The following is a 16808-nucleotide window of genomic DNA, read 5'->3' on the forward strand; positions in this document are numbered from 1 at the left end:
AGCCTCCTAGCCTTGATTTGCATATCCCTTCGGCGAATCGAGGCAGACATGCAGACCAATCCGCGCCTGAACATCCGGCAGGTCACGTGGTCCAACCCGGTTGGTGCGGACCTGCGCCGTGCCCAGCAAGCTGAACTCGATGCCCGCTTTGGTACCCCTGACCATGAACCCGGCACCCCGCCGTCGGGTGCTGACTGCGCCGTGTTCCTGGTGGCCTATGACAAGGGATCCGGCCAGCCTGTGGGCTGCGGCGGATTGCGGCTCCTCGATGACAGGACAGCAGAAATAAAGCGCTTGTACGTTCTCCCCTACACCCGCGGATCGGGAGTGGCCAGTTCCATCCTGGCGGCGCTGGAAGCCGAGGCCTTTAAGCAGGGAATCACCCGCATCAAAGCGGAGGCCGGGTCCGCCCAGCCTGACGGGCGCAACTTTTACGAGAACTCCGGGTTCGAGCCGGTACCAAACTTCGGCCCCTACATTGGCGTTGCGCACTCCTACTGCTATGCCAAGAGCATCCACGCCCGCAGCGCTGCTCATACCGCCATGGCGTAGCAGGAGCGGCGGGTGGCGCGGGGATCCGTCACACTCGGTGCCGCCCGCAGGGCTCCGCTAACCTCGGGCTATGGAATCAGCAGACATCACCTTCCGCACCCGAAAGTGGGTCCGGCCCGAGGACCTCAACGCCAACGGCACTCTTTTCGGCGGCAGCCTGCTGAAGTGGATCGATGAGGAAGCGGCCATCTACGCCATCCTCCAGCTCGGTAACGGGCGTGCCGTCACCAAGTACATCTCGGAAATCAACTTCGTCAGCTCTGCGGTGCAGGGCGACCTTATTGAGATGGGGCTGACGGCAACACGGTTTGGCCGAACATCCCTGACGATGCGCGCTGAAGTCCGGAACATGATCACCCGCCAGAGCATCCTCACCATCGAAGAGATCGTCTTCGTGAACCTCAACGCCTCCGGCAAACCGGAGCCCCACGGCTACACCCAAATCACCTATGACAGGGACCGGATCCCCACCCATCACCTCACGGACACCCTCCAGCAGGACTGACGCACGGGCAGGACCGGGCACGGCAGGACTGCCGTCCCGCACACTCTGCCCTCCCGGACGACCCGCAGCGGCACCCCGGCAAACGTTAACCGCAGGTTTGCCCGCCCGGCGCCGGGCGTTTCCCTCGTTGGACCACGGTGGACAGTCGGGCTGTTTATCAAATCGATAGCAATAGGGCCCGACTTTCGTCATGCCCGGCTATAGGCTTGCCGGACATGCTCCGATTCCAGTCCAGAAATGAGTCCTGATCGTGCGTAAATTGCAGACTTTGGTTGCCGCCGCCGTCGCCGTCACCCTCCTCGCCGGATGCGGCGGGGGCACAGCAACACCAGCCGCCTCAGGCGATGCCTCCTCGGCCCCCGCAGGGGGTTCAGGGGAGACCCTGGTTGTCTATACGAACTCCAACGGTGAAGGCCGCGGCGAGTGGCTGACCACAAAAGCAGCGGAGGCTGGTTTCAAGATCGAGATTGTCGGTGCAGGCGGCGCAGACGCCACCAACAAGCTGATCGCAGAGAAGAACAACCCTATCGCTGACGTTGCGTTCGGGTTGAACAACATGTACTTCTCCCAAATCACAGCCGAGGGTGCCCTTGAACCCTATGAGCCCGCCTGGGCCGGCGAGGTGGACAAGGAACTGGGCGACGGCGAGACCTACTGGCCGCTGGTCAAGCAGGCCATCCTCCTGGGCTACAACTCCGATAAGTTTGCCAAGGATGCTGCCCCGCAGGACTGGACGGACCTTTGGACGAAGGACGAGTTCAAGGCCCGCTATGAGCGGGTCACGGGCCTGGGCACTGCCACTGCGCAACTGGTTTTCGCCGGAATCCTGAGCCGCTACAGGGATGACTCAGGCGACCTGGGCATTTCTGATGAGGGCTGGAAGCAGGTGGAACAGTACTTCCAGAACGGAAGCCCCGCCGTCGCCAAGACCGACCTCTTTGCCCGCATTGCATCGGGCGAAGTGGACATGGGCCAGATGCCGTCCTCGATCATCGCCGAGCGTGAAAAGTCGTTCAAGGTGGACGTTGAGACGGTGATCCCGTCCGTCGGTGTCCCGCTTGCCGTGGAGCAGGTGGCGCTGGTGAAGGGCACCAAGAAGAAGGAGCAGGCCCAAAAGTTCATCGACTGGTTCGGCAGCGCCGACGTCCAGGGCGAGTTTGCGCAGCAGTTCAACTCCATGCCGGTGAACAAGTCTGCTGAAGCGAAGGCCAACCCCGAGGTGGTGGACTTCTTCGCGGACCTCAAGCAACAGGATATCGACTGGGAGTTCGTGCAGGAGAACATGGGCGCCTGGGTGGAGAAGATCGAGCTCGAGTACATGACGTAACCCGCGGTTTCCGGCCCTCCCACCCGCTTCACCAGACAGGTTTTGCCATGATCCGCTTGGACAACATCACAGTATCCTTTGGTGACTTCACCGCCATTCCGCATCTGGACCTGCACGTCCGGCCAGGCGAGTTCTTCACCTTGCTGGGGCCTTCAGGCTGCGGCAAAACGACCGCGTTACGCACCCTGGCAGGTTTCATCCAGCCCTCCGCGGGGACAGTCCAGGTGGATGGCAAGGACGTGACCCGGCTTCCCAGCGACAAAAGGCAGGTGGGCATGGTCTTCCAAAACTATGCCCTGTTCCCCAGCATGAGTGTGTGGGAGAACATTGCCTTCGGGTTGCGGGTGCGGAAGGAGAAACCAGCGGACAGCGACCGCCTGGTCCGGGACATTGCCGGGCGGGTGGAGCTCAGCGATGAGCAGTTGTCCAAGAACGTGGCTGAACTTTCCGGCGGCCAGCAGCAGCGGGTGGCGGTGGCGCGGGCACTCGTGCTGCGGCCCAAGATCCTGCTGCTGGATGAACCTTTGTCCAACCTTGACGCCAAGCTCCGGCATCAGTTGCGGCAGCAGCTGAAGGACCTGCAAAGCGAGTTCGGGATTACTACTGTCTACGTCACCCATGACCAGGACGAGGCATTGGCGATGAGCGACCGCGTGGCAGTCTTCAACAAAGGCGTAGTGGAGCAGGTGGGAACCCCGCAGGAGATTTATGATCACTCCGCCACCGAGTTCGTCTGCAACTTCATCGGGGACAGCTCCGCCCTGACGCCTGAGTTCGTGGCGGAACTGAACCGGCTGTCAGGTGCGGGGCTCAGCCCGGACGCGAAGTCCTATCTCCGGGTTGAAAAAGCGTCGCTGAACCCGGCGGCGGACGGGAGTGCCGCCGTCGGACTTCCCGGAACGGTGACGTCCCGCACGTACCACGGCCTTCACAGCCGCTACGTGGTGCGGAGCCATGGCGCGGACATCCGCCTGCTGGTGAAGGAAGACGGCGGCGCCCATCCTGAGCCGGGCACGGAGACCACCATCTACCTCCAGCCCGCCCACGTGCTGCAATACCATCCCGGGACCGGCGCCGTACTCAAGCGGGAAGACCAGGCGGTATCCCTGTGATGGCCGGGACACCGGTCCGCCGCATGGCCCGCTCCCCCTTCGTCCTGGTGGTCGGGGCTGTCCTCACGTGGTTCATCGCTGCGTTCCTGGTGTGGCCAAACCTCAACGTCCTGATCGCCACCTTCTTCCCGGACGGCAATTTTTCGGGACGCGCTGCCGAAAAACTCTTCTCTTCCCAACGCGCCATGAAAGCCCTGGGAAACAGCTTCCTGCTCGCCGTCGCCCTGTCCATCACCGTGAACCTGGTGGGAATATTTATTGTCCTGGTGACGCACTACTTCCGCATCCGGGGCTCAAGGATCCTTTTCCTCGGCTACGCCTCCACCTTCATCTACGGCGGCATCGTCCTGGCCGCCGGTTACAAGTTCATTTACGGGGACAAAGGAATCGTCACGTCCCTGCTCGTGAAGGTTTTCCCGGCCATGGACCCGGGGTGGTTTTCCGGGTTCTTCGCAGTCCTGGTAGTGATGACTTTTGCCACCACCACCAACCACATGCTCTTCGTGGCCAACGCGCTGAAGGGCATCGATTACCAGACCATTGAGGCAGCCCGGAACCTCGGCGCCTCAACCTGGACCATCCTGCGGCGGATTGTGCTGCCCATGCTCAAGCCAACGCTGTTCGCCGTCACCATCCTCTCCTTCCTCACCGGCCTCGGTGCGCTGAGCGCCCCGCAGGTGCTGGGCGGCCGGGATTTCCAAACGATCACGCCGATGATCCTGACGTTTACGAACAGTCCCACCTCACGCGACCTGGCGGCGCTGCTTGCAGTCATCCTGGGCGTGGCCACCATCCTGATGCTCGCGGTGATGTCGCGCCTCGAGAAAGGCGGCACCTATTTTTCCGTGTCAAAGGTTTCATCAGCCCTGGAGAAGCAGGACATCGCCAATCCAGTGGCAAACGTGGCGGTCCACGCCGTGGCGTACCTGCTCTTTGCCGTGTACACCCTGCCGGTAGTTCTGATCGTTGTGTACTCGTTCGCCGACGGCGCGGCCATCCAGACCGGACAGCTCACGCTGGGAAACCTGACGCTGGACAACTATGTCCGGGTCCTGACCCAGCAGTCCGGGTTGCGTCCGTTCGTCGTCAGTGTGGTGTACAGCGCGCTGGCTGCCCTGATCGCCGTCGGCGGCCTGCTCTTCGTGGCCCGGCTGCTGCAGAAGTACAGGAACTGGGTGTCGGCGGTCTTCGAATACCTGCTGCACATCCCCTGGGTCCTGCCGTCAGCCCTTCTGGCCCTGGGCCTGATCATCAGTTACGACCATCCGAATCCGCTGGTGGGTGGGGCTGTACTTACCGGAACCACCGTGATCCTCCTTATCGCTTTTGTCACCGTAAAGATCCCGTTCACGCTTCGCATGCTCAAGGCGTCCTTCGCCTCGGTTAATTCCTCACTCGAGGAAGCGGCAGCCATCATGGGCGCCAAAACCCTCTACGTGTTCCGGCGGATCCTCCTGCCGCTGGTGCTGCCCGCGGCCGCCGCCATCACGGCCCTGAACTTCAACAGCCTGCTGGACGACTACGACACAGCCATCTTCCTTGCCCACCCGCTGGTCCAGCCCCTCGGCCTGGTCATCAAGGCCAACACGGACGGGGCCGAGGGCGTGGAAGGCGTGGCGAATACCTTCGTCTACACCGTGCTCCTGATGGTTATCACCGGTGTCACGATGTATCTCGTCTACGGCCGGTCCCGCCGGCGCGGGTCAGCAAAGAAGCGGCTGCCGGGCATCCCGCCTGCCGCACCCGTTGCCGGGCCCACCCTCGCCGGCGCCCCTGTGCCCACCGAGGACACCACTCAGCCCGCAGCTGCCGCTCGCTGATCAGCCGCCGGAACTGGTGCCGGCGACGGCGCGCTGGCTCCGCCGTCGGGCAAGCCTTAGCAGGCCGTCGCGCAGCGGTTGGGCACGATCCGCAAGGGCGACGCGCACCAGCGCCGAGGACGCCAGGCTCAGGGCGCCGGTCGACAGCACGCGCCGCCGGTCGTAGGCACGGAGTGCCTCATCCACGGGCAGTGTATTGAGGAGGTCAGCCAGGGTTACCGCGTCCACCAACGACTCGCAGGCGCCACGCCCGAGGCTGGGAGCCATGGCGTGCGCGGCGTCGCCGATGAGCACAAACCTGCCGCGGACGAAGGACCTAAGACGGGGAGCCGTCCAGATCCGCTGCACCAGGATGCCTTCAGGCGTAGCGGCAGCGAGCACCTGGCGTATGGCTGGTGAGTGCCCGGCGTAGCGCTTCCGGGCCTGCTCCAAGGCTGCCGCAGCATCAATTCCATAGGGGCCAAGCCCGGACCGGTAGCTGGCGTACCAGAACAATCCATCCTGTGCAGCGGCGAGGCCGAACAAGTCCCCGCGGCCCCAGTACTCGCCCACCACGTCCGGGTTGACCCGGGAAGGGAGAGTCCCGCGGAGGGCAAGGTATGGCGTGAGTCTGGCAGCGGTGCGGGCACCCCACACCTCGCGGCGTACCATGCTGTGCACGCCGTCCGCCCCTACCACCAGGCCGTTGGGGGCCGGAAGCGCCTGGACATTGCCCGTCATCCGGCGCACCGTCCCAGGTACGGCCGCATCAAGCAGCCGCAGCAGGTCAACCCGGGAAATCGCGAACATATCCCCACCGCTGACAGTGACCCAAGGCGCGCCAGCGGCGTTGCGGACCGACCCGCTGCCGATCACGGGACTGACTGCCCGCGCCTCCTCTAGCACCCCGATCCGTTCGAGCGCACGTTGGGCGTTCGGCCACATCCCCAGCGCGTTACCAACGGTGGGCAGCTCTGGCCGTTTCTCGTGGACGGTCACGTCGAAGCGGTCCGGGTCCAGGCAGGAGGCCAGCGCCAGGCCGGCAATGCCGCCGCCAACAATCGAGATTGCTTGCATGGGGCGATTCTACTACTTTTGTAGTACATGGGAAGGGCCATACACTGGGCCAATGCCTGACCGCCGCACAGAACTGATGGATGCCGCCTTGAAGGTCGTGGCGGATAAGGGGATGAAGGGCCTCACCCACCGGGCCGTTGATGCAGCGGCCACACTGCCCCAAGGCACAACTTCCAACTACTACCGGAGCCGCGCGGCGCTGGTCGACGCGGTGCTGGACCGTCTGCTGGAGCTGGACGCCGCGCTCCTGCAGGACCAGGGACCGGCCGGCCCGCCGCAGACCGTTGAGGAGCTTGCAGCCGAACTGGCCGCCCTGGTGTTGGCCCTGGCAGGACAACACGAGGGCCTCACCCGAGCCCGGCTGGCCCTCTCTCTGGACCAGCCCGAATCAGTAACAGCCGGGCATTTCCGGCTGGTGGGCGGCCTCGAACAGGCCCTCGCGGTATTGGGCATAGCCGATGCACCCGCCCGGGCCCGGGACGTTGCCGACTATGGTGACGGCGTGCTGCTCCACCTGCTGACGGTTAGGCGGGACGAGCAGCCCGACGCTGCAGCCATTGCCGCAGCAGTCCGGCGGCTGCTGGCCCCCTGAGGCGTTCTTCCCCACCGCGCCCCCGGAGCTGTCAGGCCTGGCCGGGCCAGCCGGTGTAGGCCTCGGCGAGGTAGGCCATGCCGTGGCGGGAAGAGACGACGGAATGCAGTTCGCCGAGTTGGCGCGCGCGGGAGAAGTCATCGGCGTCGGTAGGGGTGTGCAGCATGGTGGTCATCCAGTAGGAGAACTGCTGGGCCTTCCACACCCGTTCGAGGGCCCGGTCGCTGTAGCCCTCGAGGAGGCGGCCGGAGCCGGAGTTGTAGTGGCTGTCGAGTCCTTCGAAGAGGACTTTCACGTCGTGGATCGCCAGGTTCAAACCCTTTGCGCCGGTGGGTGGCACGGTGTGTGCGGCGTCCCCGGCCAGGAACAGGTTGCCATAGCGCATGGGCGTGTGGACGAAGCTGCGGAACGGCAGGACCATCTTCTCGATGACCGGCCCTTCGTTGAGCTCGAAGCCGTTGCCGTTGACCCTGCGGCGGAACTCGGCCCAGATCCGGTCGTCATCCCACTCGGCAACGTTTTCCTTGGGGTCGCACTGGAAGTACATCCGCTGCACGGTCGCGGTGCGCTGGCTGATCAGGGCGAACCCGTTCTCGGAGTTTGCGTAGATCAGCTCGTCGGAACTGCGCGGGGCTTCGGCGAGGATGCCGAACCAGGCGAAGGGGTATTCGTGGAAGTACCACTTGCGGTGCGCTTCCGGGATCTGGAACCGGCAATGGCTCCGGGACCCGTCAGCACCCACCACGAAGTCCGCCTGGATCTCGTACTCCACGCCCCCGTCATCGGTGAACCAGACCTTTGGCTTGCCCTCAAGGTCGTGGACGGAGGTGTCCGTGACGCTGTAGCGGACGTCGCCGCCGTCGGCCTTCCTGCGGGCAGCGAGGTCCAGGAACACGTCCGTCTGCGGGTACAGCCACACGGACTCCCCCACCAACTCTTTGAAGTCCACGCGGTGGCTCTCACCGTTGAAGCGCAGTTCGATGCCGTCGTGCCGGTCGCCGTCACGCAGCACCCGGTCCGAGACCCCGCTGTCCACCAGCATGTTGACCGTCCCGTGCTCCAGGATGCCGGCGCGGACCGTTTCGGAGATCTCCTTGTGGCTGCGGACTTCGATCACGGTGGAGTCGATGCCGGATTTGGCCAGGAGATGGGAGAGCATCAGCCCGGCAGGCCCGGCTCCCATAATGGCCACTTGGGTGGTGATGATTTTTCGTGCTGCCATGGCGTTGTCTCGCTTCATTGCGGGCTCCGCGGGGGCGGTGCCGGGTTTCCTGGTCTGGCACCCAGTGTGCGCCACACAGAGTGACCACGGGCACACTGATTCCGTTGAATGGAGGAAGCGTCAGGAATCGGCCAGTTGGCGGGCGATACCGCGTGCGGCTGTCTGCAGCACGGGCACCAGCGCCTGCAGGCGCATCTCGCGCAGGGGCACCACGACGCCGAGCGATGCCGCGGCGCGCTGCCGGCGGTTCAGCACGGGCACAGCGATACCCCAGGTGTCCGGGTCCACCACGCCCTTCAGCTGGGCGAATCCCTGGTGCGCAGTTTCGGCCAGCAGCCCCCGGACGTCGTCCGGCGTGACCTTCCCGTCAGGGTCGGCGAACTGGTCCAGGTACTGCCCCTGGAGGGCCTTGTCCTGGTGCGCCATTAACGCCAGCCCGGCAGAAGAAATGTGGACCGGCATCCTGCCTGCCACCTGGGCCCGGTTGGCCACCGAACCCCGCCGGGACAGCCTCTCCACGAAGAGCGCCTCCCAGCCGTCAAGCACCGCGAGGTTCACGTTCTGGTTGAGGACCTGCTGGATGTCCTCCATAAAAGGCATCGCCGCCTGCCGGAGAGCCAGCGTGGGAGAGGTCCGGTTGACCAGCTCCCACAGCCGGAGTCCGGGCCGCACCGTGCCACCGGGTCCGGCTTCGAGGAGGCCATGGCCGGCGAGCTGGCGGACCAGCCGGTGGGTGGTGGTCAGCGGAAGGCCTGCCCGTTCTGCAAGTTCGGAGAGCTGCAGGGCGTGGACATCCTGCGGGAAGGCAGCGATAAGGCGAACGATCCTGTCCACCACCGAATCACCTGACGCGGAATTAGCCACCACACACCCGCTTCCGTTCAATGGGACGTTCCCAGCCTACCGCCGAAAGCCCCCCGTGGGCTGGCGCACCCGCTAGACTCCCGCCGTCGTCCGTCCACGAACGCGGCGCCAGACCTCCGGGGCCAGCACCACGGCAATGCCGACGGCGGCCCCAATCACCGTTTCAATGATGCGGTCCCGGAGCAGGATGGCAGGCGGGGACGGAACCACCAGGAGGGTGGAAATCAGGGCGAGGGGTGTGACGAAAAGCTGGGCCAGCAGGTATTGGCGGATAATGAACATTTCCGCGCCGAACTGGCACAGTGCCATGACCAGCACCGTCTGCCAGGGTTCCAGGTCCAGCAGCACAATCCCGGCCAGGATCACCAGGCCAAGAACCGTGCCGATGATCCGTTGAACGCCACGGCGGATGCGGTGCCGGGTGGTGTGCCCCACCAGCGGCACAACGGCTGCCACCATGGCCCAGTAGTTGTGCCCGAAGCCCAGCAGCTGGCCGGCCCAGGTGGCCAGGGTCCCGGCCAGGCCTGCGGCGATGAGGTAGCCGAGGCCCTCCAGCCAGGCGGTCCGTTTTTCGTTGGGCGTGCGGCGGACGGGCCTTGGCCGGATCCAGGGGGTCCGGTGGCTGGGGAGGATCCTGGAGGAGAAGCCCACCAGCAGGCAGAACACTGTGGTGAGGACGGCCACCAGCATGGCCTGCCACAGCGGAGGCTGGTTCGGAATGGAAGCGATCGCCGCGAACGCGAAGATGTGGAACAGCGAGCCGGCCGGACGCATCCGCCACCAGGAAATGATCAATGAGCAGGCGCCAGCCACCAGGGTGGTGGCTGGAACCAGGAGCCACGCTGTGCCGGCGCCGTCCAGTTCGAGGGCCGCCGCTGCCCTCGCCGCCAGGGTGGCCAGGAGAATGACTGCGAGCATCAGCAGCCCGGCCCGCAGTTGGAGCGCGAACCGGGTTCCGTGCGGTTCGCCGCGGCCGTAGATTCCGGTGAAGGCGCCGAAGGATGCGAAGATTGCCAGGTCCAGCCGGCCCAGCAGCACCAGCGTGAGGAGCGGAACGAAGACGCCCACGGCGCACCGCAGTGCGGGGTGGTGGTCCTTGTTGCCGGGACCAATGCTGAACATCTCAGCGAGCATCTTCACGAAAGGAGCGCCTTCCTGCGGGTGGACTTCTGACGGGCGGCCGCGCTGACGTTCCTGCTAAATCCTACGTCGGGGCCCTCCGGAGCCGGCCCGGGCGTTCCCATGAATGGAACCGCGGGGCAACACCGCTGAAACAGCTCCCCCTGATGCTTGAGGCATGAAGCCTCCCGTACCGAACACGCATGCGACATCCACGTGCATCCGGTGGCGGACGGGGTGCTGGACGAGTTTGTCCTGTCAGCCCCGGGGCACCTTGGCGAGCGCGGGCTCCTGGACGCGCTGCACGAGGGCGGCGGGACACGCTCGCACGTCTGGCCCACCACCGCCTTGGCCATGGCGGACGGGCAGACCAGGGCACTTAGCCTTGCGGCGCGGATCGCGGACGCACCGGACGAACTTCCGCTGGCGGTGGCCGAGCTGCTCCGGGCGCGGATCCTCACTCCTGCGGCGGCCGCCCTGGAAAAGGACGACGCCGGCACCCGGCTCAAGATCCCCACCGCGTGGCACGGCCCCATCATCTTCGTCCGGCCCGGGGAACCGTTCACGCCGGCGGAATCAGCCCGGGCCCACCGGCTCGCAGAGCTCGCCGAAATCCTGTCGCACCAGCGGGCGGCGGGCACACCCCACTAGCTACATCCGGATGGTCAGTGCGCCCGGGTCCAAGGACATCAGGACGTGCTTGCCCTGACCTTCGTGGTCGCCGTCCAGCTGGTAGTCGTCATTGTGCTCCAGGGTTATTTCCACGGTCTTGCCCTGGAAGTACTCCACAGCGGTGTCCTTGCCCCGGCCCTTGCCGATCATTCCGGCCACCACCGAGAGCCAGCCCAGCCGGCCATGGTGGGGAGCCAGCACCGCCACGTCGAGCAATCCGTCATCCATCTTGGCTTCAGGAAAAATTTCCAGGCCGCCCTGCACCTTGCCGCAGTTGCCCACCATGACGCTGCGGACCCCGCGGCGCACGGCCTGCTGGCCGTCGATCACGATGGTTGCCTTGACCGGTTTGCCCGGCAGGTTGCGGATGCCGGCATCCACGTAGGCCAGCCAGCCCACCTTGTGCTTAAGCTCCTCGTCGGTGTCGGCCATGATGGTGGCGTCGTACCCCACACCGGCCATCACCAGGAAGAGCTGCTCCTTCTCGGGGTCGCTCCGGCGGGCACGGACGACGTCGATCTTCCGCTCGGTGCCGGCGAACGCGCCGGCCATGGCGCCGTCGTAATCCGTGACATCCATGCCGAGGTTGCGGGCCAGCAGGTTGCCGGTGCCCAAGGGAAGCAAGCCCATGGGTATATCGCCCCCCGAGAGTACTTCGGCCACGCAGCGGACCGTCCCGTCGCCGCCGCCGGCGATGACGATGTCGGCCCCCTGCGCGAGGGCTTCCTTCGCCTGGCCGACGCCGGGGTCCTCCTTGGTGGTTTCGAACCACAGCGTTTCGCCCCAGCCGTTTTCGGCGCTGTGCTTGGCTGCCAGTTCGCGCACATCGATGTCCACCGGCTTGGCAGGGTTGATGATGATGGCTGCGCGTTGCGGGGCATTGGAGTTGGCAGTCATGGCGTCCTTCGGTGGCGAATGGAAAGGCTACTTCTCACAGAAGACTAGCCTGCCTGCTAAGAGCAGGTCATCAGCTTGGCGGCTAAAGCGTTTTTACTGCTCCGAGAACCTGGGCGAGGGAGTCCTTGGCGTCGCCGAAGAGCAGGGACGTCTGGGGTTCGTACAGCAGGTCGTTCTCGATGCCAGCGAAACCCGGCCGCATGGACCGTTTCAGGAACACCACCTGCCGGGCGTCGGCAACTTCCAGGATGGGCATGCCGTAAATGGGCGACCCCGAGGAGGTCTTGGCCGCCGGGTTGACTACGTCATTGGCACCCACCACCAGCGCAACATCCGCGGTCTTGAACTGCGGGTTGATCTCGCCCATCTCCTTGAGCGATTCGTAGGGCACGTTGGCTTCGGCCAGGAGCACGTTCATGTGCCCGGGCATCCGGCCAGCCACGGGATGGATGGCAAAATCCACCTCGATGCCGCGGGCCTCCAGCGCCTGGGCCAACTCTGCCGCCGTGTGCTGGCCCTGCGCAACGGCCAGGCCATAGCCGGGGACGATGATCACGCGCTGCGCGTAGCCCAGGAGCACCGCCACGTCCTCAGCGCTGGAAGAGCGTACCGGACGCTCGCTCACGGCCGTGGATCCCGCCGTCGAACCTCCCCGGAAGGCGCCGAACAGGATGCCGGCAACGCTGCGGCCCATGGCCGCTGCCATGGCGCGGGTCAGGATGGTACCCGAAGCGCCCACCAGCGTGCCCGCCACCACCAGCAGCACATTGCCCAGCACCACGCCCGACGCCGCTACGGCCAGTCCAGTGAAGGCGTTCAGCAGCGAGATGACGATGGGGACGTCCGCGCCGCCCACGGGCAGCACCAGGAGGATCCCGGCGGCAAGCCCCAGGACCAGGAGCAGCACCGCGAGCGCGGCAGAACCGGTGAGGATGACGGCGACGCCGTCGGCCACCGCCGCGAGCAGCACCACGCCCATCATGGCCGGAAGCCCCTTGAACACCACGGGCCGTGTCGTCATCAGTTCCTGCAGCTTCGCGAAAGTAACCCCTGACCCGGCAAAGGAAACAGCACCCACCAGCAGGGTGAACACAATGGCAAGGCGGACCCAGGGATCGTCCGTATGGCTGAGTTCCAAGAGCGCCACCAGCGCCGCAGCACCACCGCCCACGCCGTTGAAGAGCGCCACCAGTTGCGGCATCTGCGTCATTTTGACCCGCCGGGCCACAGGCGCAGCCACCACTGATCCCACGACTATCGCGGACACGATCCACGGGATGTTCTCCAGCCGCGAAGACAGGAAGACAGTGACGACGGCGATCAGGGCACCCAGCGCGCCGATGAGGTTTCCACGGCGGGCGGTGCGGGGCGAGCTGAGGCCGCGCAGCGCCAGGATGAAAAAGACGGCGGCGGCAAGGTACAGGAGCGATGTCCACACGGGATCGAGGAGGCTCACCTGCCTTCCACCTTCCCGGCGCCCTCTTTACGTGCCACTTGCTTGCGCGCATGGAACATGTGCAGCATCCGGTCGGTCACCACAAAACCTCCCACAAGGTTCGCGGTGGCCAGGACGACGGCGAGGAGGGCTACTGCGAGCACCCAGGGGTCTGCTGCCTGGCCGGCAACAATGATGGCACCGACCAGGATGATCCCGTGGATGGCGTTCGCGCCGGACATCAGCGGCGTGTGCAGGGTGCTGGAAACCTTGGAGACCACCTCAAAGCCGACGAACACCGCCAGGACCGTGATGGTCAGCAGGCTCATCCCGTCCATCAGAGAACCCCTTCCCGCCGGCTGCCTGCCCTGGCGGCCAGCAGTTCCGCGGTGGGCTGGTGCCGGACCGTGCCGTCGTGGGTCAGGCAGGAGCCTGCCAGCACCTCGTCGTCGAAGTCGGGCGCCAAGGCACCGTCCCGGATCATCAGGGCCAGCAGGTTGGCGACGTTTTTGGCGTACAAGCGGGAGGCGTCTGACGCCATTGCGGAGGGTGCGTCCTTCAGGCCGACCAGGGTGACGTAGCCGGAGCCGTTGGCCGTGGGAACGGGAATGTCCTGCCCTGGCACCACCGCTTCCACGTTGCCGCCGGACTCAGCGGCGAGGTCGACGACGACGGACCCGGCCCGCATGCCCTGCACCATCTCAGTGGTGACCAGGAGGGGGGCACGCCTGCCGGGGACGGCCGCCGTCGTGATCAGGACATCCGCCTGGGCAACGTGCGGGGCGAGCAGCTGCCGCTGCCGGGTCCCGGCGTCGGAACTGAGCTGGCGGGCGTACCCTCCGGCTGCCTCAGCGGTTTCCAGGTCCAGCCGGATGAAGGTACCGCCCATGGACGCCACCTCGTCCGCGGAGGCGGGCCGGATGTCATTGGCGAAGACCCGGGCGCCCAGCCGTTTCGCGGTGCCGATGGCCTGCAGCCCGGCCACCCCCGCTCCAAGGACCAGGACGCGGGCGGGCGGGACGGTGCCGGCGGCGGTCATGTACAGCGGGAAAAACCGGGGCAGCCGGATGGCGGCTTCCAGGACGCAGCGGTAGCCGGCCACCAGGGCCTGGGAGCTGAGGGCATCCATGGACTGGGCCCGGGAGATGCGGGGCACGAGCTCAAGGGCGAAGGATGTGACGCCGGCGTCCGCGAGCGCCTGGACGGTGGGCAATTCGGACGACGGCGATGCCAGCCCCACCGTCACGGCTCCCCTTTTCAGGGACGCCGCCGTGTGCGGATCAAGTGGCCGGACGTGGGTGAGGACATCCAGCTGGGCTTCGTCGAGCTGCGGGACGATGTGGGCTCCGGCCTGGCGGTAGTCCGCGTCCGGGTGGCCGGCGGCTGCACCGGCGTCCGCCTCAAGAAGTATTTCCACGCCCAGGGCCGCCAGTTGCTTCACCGTCTCCGGTGTGGCGGCCACGCGCCGTTCACCCTCCCGGCGTTCCCGCGGTATGCCCAGTTTCACCCGCTGACTCCCCTCGCTGCACGGGTGCGGCAGCGCCGCCCTGCCGGGCCGTGTCCGTCTGGATCAGAGGGCTTCGCGGAGCGGCGTTGCTGCACGTAGTTGGCTAGAGTCTATGGCCCGCACCGCTGCGGCGGGAGTAGGGCGGCTGGCTTGGGTGGCAAAGAGTTACCTTAATGGTTCCCCGGCCGCTGCTTGGGCTCCCCTCCGGCGAGCCGGTAGGAATCCTGCAGCAGTTCATCCAGCAGCTTGGTGTCGATCCGGTTCAGCCGTACCAGGACCAGCCGGGGAGAGCGCTCATGGTGGGGAGTCCAGAAGTACGTTTCCGGTTCGGTTCCCGCCAGGGCCTCGCGCTCCTCCGTTTTGACCGTGAGGACTCCGGGCTCCCAGATCCGGGCCATTAGGGTCTTGGCGAACCAGGCCGGCTGGCCCCAACTCGGCCGCTCGGTGACGCCGGGCAGCGCCAAGGCAGCTTTTCGGACGTCATCCTCGGTGGCCATGTGCCACAGTCTGCCTGCGCTGCGGCCGTCGAACAAGACCCGCCGTGACCAAAGAGTTTTTGTCCAGATATGCCGACTTCCGCGCCTCTGCAGCCTGCATACGTGGACACAAGCTCCATCAAAGGCGATTAGCCGCGGGCGGTGAGGTCCGCGGAGACCAGTTTCGCCGTCGCTACGATTTCCTGCGCCACTGACGCCAGGTAGGCGTCCGGGTCCGGCTGCGCCGCCACGGACTGCGCCTGGAGTGACACATTCACCGCGGCCACCACTTTGGTTCCGTCGTAAACCGGTGCGGCTACCGACATCAGGCCCAACTCCAGTTCCTGGTCCAGGAGGCACCAGCCCTGGGCACGGACAGTCTCCAGGACGGCAACCAGCTCCTTAGCCGTGCCCAGGGCGCGCGGGGTCAGCGGTTTGATGTCCGCGGCCGCCAGGTACGCCTTCAGGTCTGCCGGCGGCAGCCCGGCCAGGAGCACCCGGCCCATGGAGGTGGCATAGGCCGGGAACCGGGTGCCCACGGTGATTCCGACGTTCATGATTCGGCGGGTGGTGACCCGCGCGATGTAGGCGATGTCTGTGCCGTCCAGCACTGCGGCGGACGTGGACTCCCCCAGCTTCAGGGAGAGCTCCTCGAGGTGCGGCTGCGCCAGCTGCGGCAATGACAAGCCGGACAGGTATGCGTACCCCAGCTGCAGGACCTTCGCCGTGAGCGCGAATGTCTTGCCGTCGGTCCGCACATAGCCCAGTTCCACCAGGGTGTGCAGGAACCTCCGCGCCGTAGCCCGGGTCAGGTCGGTCCGGGCTGCCACCTCGGTCAGGGTCATGACGGGATGGTCGGTATCGAACGCGCGAATGACGGCGAGCCCGCGCGCCAGCGACTGGACGTACTGGTCACTGGCCTGCGGGGCGCCCGCTACTGCTGCGTCGGTCATGGTTATCAATCCTAGGGCCCCGCCTTAGGATGCCGGGGCGGCCTTCAGCGGGACGGGCACCAGCTCCTGGAGTTCTTCGAGGGTGCAGCCGAAGGTTTCGCGGACGGTGACGCCGTCGGGGCCGGTGAGGAAGACGGCTTTGTCGGTGTAGACGCGGGTTACGCAGCCGACGCCGGTGAGCGGGTAGGTGCAGGCTTCCACGATCTTGGAGGCGCCTTCGCGGGTGAGCAGGGTCATCATCACGAAGACGTCCTTCGCGCCGGTAGCCAGGTCCATGGCACCGCCGACGGCGGGAATGGCACCGGGTGCCCCGGTGTGCCAGTTCGCGAGGTCGCCGGTGGCCGAGACCTGGAACGCACCCAGGACACAGATGTCCAGGTGCCCGCCGCGCATGATCGCGAAGGAGTCCGCGTGGTGGAAATACGAGGCGCCGGGGAGTTCGGTGACGGGGATTTTCCCGGCGTTGATCAGGTCGCCGTCGATCTCGTCGCCCTGCGCTTCGGGTCCCATGCCGAGCATCCCGTTCTCCGTGTGGAGCGTGATGTTCTGCTCCTCCGTGAGGTAATTGGAGACCAGGGTGGGCTGGCCGATGCCCAGGTTCACAAAGGATCCGGGGGCGATGTCCCGGGCCACCAGGCGGGCAAGATCGTCCCGGCCCATGGCCGTCTCCGAGGTTTGGAGGGACGTTGCGGTGCTCAT

The 16808-nt window shown here is 66.0% G+C and carries 17 protein-coding genes and 1 pseudogene; 7 read left to right on the plus strand and 11 right to left on the minus strand.

Annotated features, from left to right (window positions below; translation table 11 throughout):
• The first annotated feature begins 48 nt into the window (after positions 1 to 48).
• From AC5RV1_RS10320 to AC5RV1_RS10340, 5 genes are all read left to right on the plus strand, one after another.
• Positions 49 to 552: a GNAT family N-acetyltransferase gene (locus tag AC5RV1_RS10320; RefSeq protein ID WP_493994461.1), complete on the plus strand. Its 504-nt coding sequence runs from the start codon at positions 49 to 51 to the stop codon at positions 550 to 552.
• 70 nt (positions 553 to 622) lie between these two features.
• Positions 623 to 1057, plus strand: coding sequence for an acyl-CoA thioesterase (locus AC5RV1_RS10325; protein WP_493945462.1), 435 nt, complete (start codon positions 623 to 625; stop codon positions 1055 to 1057).
• A 250-nt stretch (positions 1058 to 1307) separates the two neighbouring features.
• Positions 1308 to 2384, plus strand: a complete 1077-nt coding sequence (locus tag AC5RV1_RS10330) for an extracellular solute-binding protein (protein WP_493994462.1) — start codon at positions 1308 to 1310, stop codon at positions 2382 to 2384.
• Between the two features lie 47 nt (positions 2385 to 2431).
• Complete coding sequence (locus AC5RV1_RS10335) at positions 2432 to 3496, plus strand: ABC transporter ATP-binding protein (RefSeq protein ID WP_493994463.1); 1065 nt, start codon at positions 2432 to 2434, stop codon at positions 3494 to 3496.
• Positions 3496 to 5316, plus strand: a complete 1821-nt coding sequence (locus tag AC5RV1_RS10340; protein WP_493994464.1) for an ABC transporter permease — start codon at positions 3496 to 3498, stop codon at positions 5314 to 5316. Before AC5RV1_RS10335 ends, AC5RV1_RS10340 begins: the two co-directional genes overlap by 1 nt.
• Here AC5RV1_RS10340 and AC5RV1_RS10345 read toward each other — a convergent pair whose 3' ends face one another.
• Complete coding sequence (locus AC5RV1_RS10345) at positions 5317 to 6372, minus strand: FAD-dependent monooxygenase (RefSeq protein WP_493994465.1); 1056 nt, start codon at positions 6370 to 6372, stop codon at positions 5317 to 5319.
• Positions 6373 to 6424: 52 nt separating this feature from the next.
• On the opposite strand from AC5RV1_RS10345, the gene AC5RV1_RS10350 reads away from it, so the two are divergent.
• Positions 6425 to 6964, plus strand: a complete 540-nt coding sequence (locus AC5RV1_RS10350) for a TetR/AcrR family transcriptional regulator (protein WP_493994466.1) — start codon at positions 6425 to 6427, stop codon at positions 6962 to 6964.
• A 31-nt stretch (positions 6965 to 6995) separates the two neighbouring features.
• Here the strand turns inward: AC5RV1_RS10350 and AC5RV1_RS10355 are convergent, their stop codons facing one another.
• The 3 genes from AC5RV1_RS10355 to AC5RV1_RS10365 all read right to left on the minus strand — a co-directional run bounded on the left by AC5RV1_RS10355 (position 6996) and on the right by AC5RV1_RS10365 (position 10190).
• Positions 6996 to 8186, minus strand: coding sequence for a 4-hydroxybenzoate 3-monooxygenase (locus tag AC5RV1_RS10355; RefSeq protein WP_493994506.1), 1191 nt, complete (start codon positions 8184 to 8186; stop codon positions 6996 to 6998).
• A 120-nt stretch (positions 8187 to 8306) separates the two neighbouring features.
• Positions 8307 to 9050: an IclR family transcriptional regulator gene (locus tag AC5RV1_RS10360; protein WP_493994467.1), complete on the minus strand. Its 744-nt coding sequence runs from the start codon at positions 9048 to 9050 to the stop codon at positions 8307 to 8309.
• 72 nt (positions 9051 to 9122) lie between these two features.
• Positions 9123 to 10190: an FUSC family protein gene (locus AC5RV1_RS10365; protein WP_493945472.1), complete on the minus strand. Its 1068-nt coding sequence runs from the start codon at positions 10188 to 10190 to the stop codon at positions 9123 to 9125.
• Between the two features lie 189 nt (positions 10191 to 10379).
• On the opposite strand from AC5RV1_RS10365, the pseudogene AC5RV1_RS10370 reads away from it, so the two are divergent.
• A pseudogene (locus tag AC5RV1_RS10370) lies at positions 10380 to 10820 on the plus strand (amino acid-binding protein); the annotation flags it as partial.
• On the opposite strand, the gene AC5RV1_RS10375 reads toward AC5RV1_RS10370, so the two are convergent.
• The 7 genes from AC5RV1_RS10375 to AC5RV1_RS10405 all read right to left on the minus strand — a co-directional run bounded on the left by AC5RV1_RS10375 (position 10821) and on the right by AC5RV1_RS10405 (position 16808).
• Positions 10821 to 11738 (minus strand): diacylglycerol/lipid kinase family protein, encoded by a 918-nt coding sequence (locus AC5RV1_RS10375; RefSeq protein ID WP_493945474.1) that lies wholly within the window; start codon positions 11736 to 11738, stop codon positions 10821 to 10823.
• An 82-nt stretch (positions 11739 to 11820) separates the two neighbouring features.
• Complete coding sequence (locus AC5RV1_RS10380) at positions 11821 to 13194, minus strand: NAD(P)(+) transhydrogenase (Re/Si-specific) subunit beta (protein WP_493994468.1); 1374 nt, start codon at positions 13192 to 13194, stop codon at positions 11821 to 11823.
• Complete coding sequence (locus AC5RV1_RS10385) at positions 13191 to 13511, minus strand: NAD(P) transhydrogenase subunit alpha part 2 (RefSeq protein ID WP_458780254.1); 321 nt, start codon at positions 13509 to 13511, stop codon at positions 13191 to 13193. The genes AC5RV1_RS10380 and AC5RV1_RS10385 overlap by 4 nt, the downstream gene beginning before the upstream one ends.
• Positions 13511 to 14680, minus strand: coding sequence for a Re/Si-specific NAD(P)(+) transhydrogenase subunit alpha (locus AC5RV1_RS10390; protein WP_493994469.1), 1170 nt, complete (start codon positions 14678 to 14680; stop codon positions 13511 to 13513). Before AC5RV1_RS10390 ends, AC5RV1_RS10385 begins: the two co-directional genes overlap by 1 nt.
• A 170-nt stretch (positions 14681 to 14850) precedes the next feature.
• The gene (locus AC5RV1_RS10395) at positions 14851 to 15177 is read right to left on the minus strand and encodes an MmcQ/YjbR family DNA-binding protein (protein WP_493994470.1); all 327 of its coding nucleotides are present in this window, start codon (positions 15175 to 15177) and stop codon (positions 14851 to 14853) included.
• Positions 15178 to 15305: 128 nt separating this feature from the next.
• Entirely contained in the window at positions 15306 to 16109 is an 804-nt protein-coding gene (locus AC5RV1_RS10400; RefSeq protein ID WP_493945480.1) for an IclR family transcriptional regulator domain-containing protein, read from the minus strand.
• Between the two features lie 24 nt (positions 16110 to 16133).
• Positions 16134 to 16808, minus strand: a complete 675-nt coding sequence (locus AC5RV1_RS10405; protein ID WP_493994471.1) for a 3-oxoacid CoA-transferase subunit B — start codon at positions 16806 to 16808, stop codon at positions 16134 to 16136.

This window comes from Arthrobacter sp. Hb9-2, from assembly GCF_059091165.1.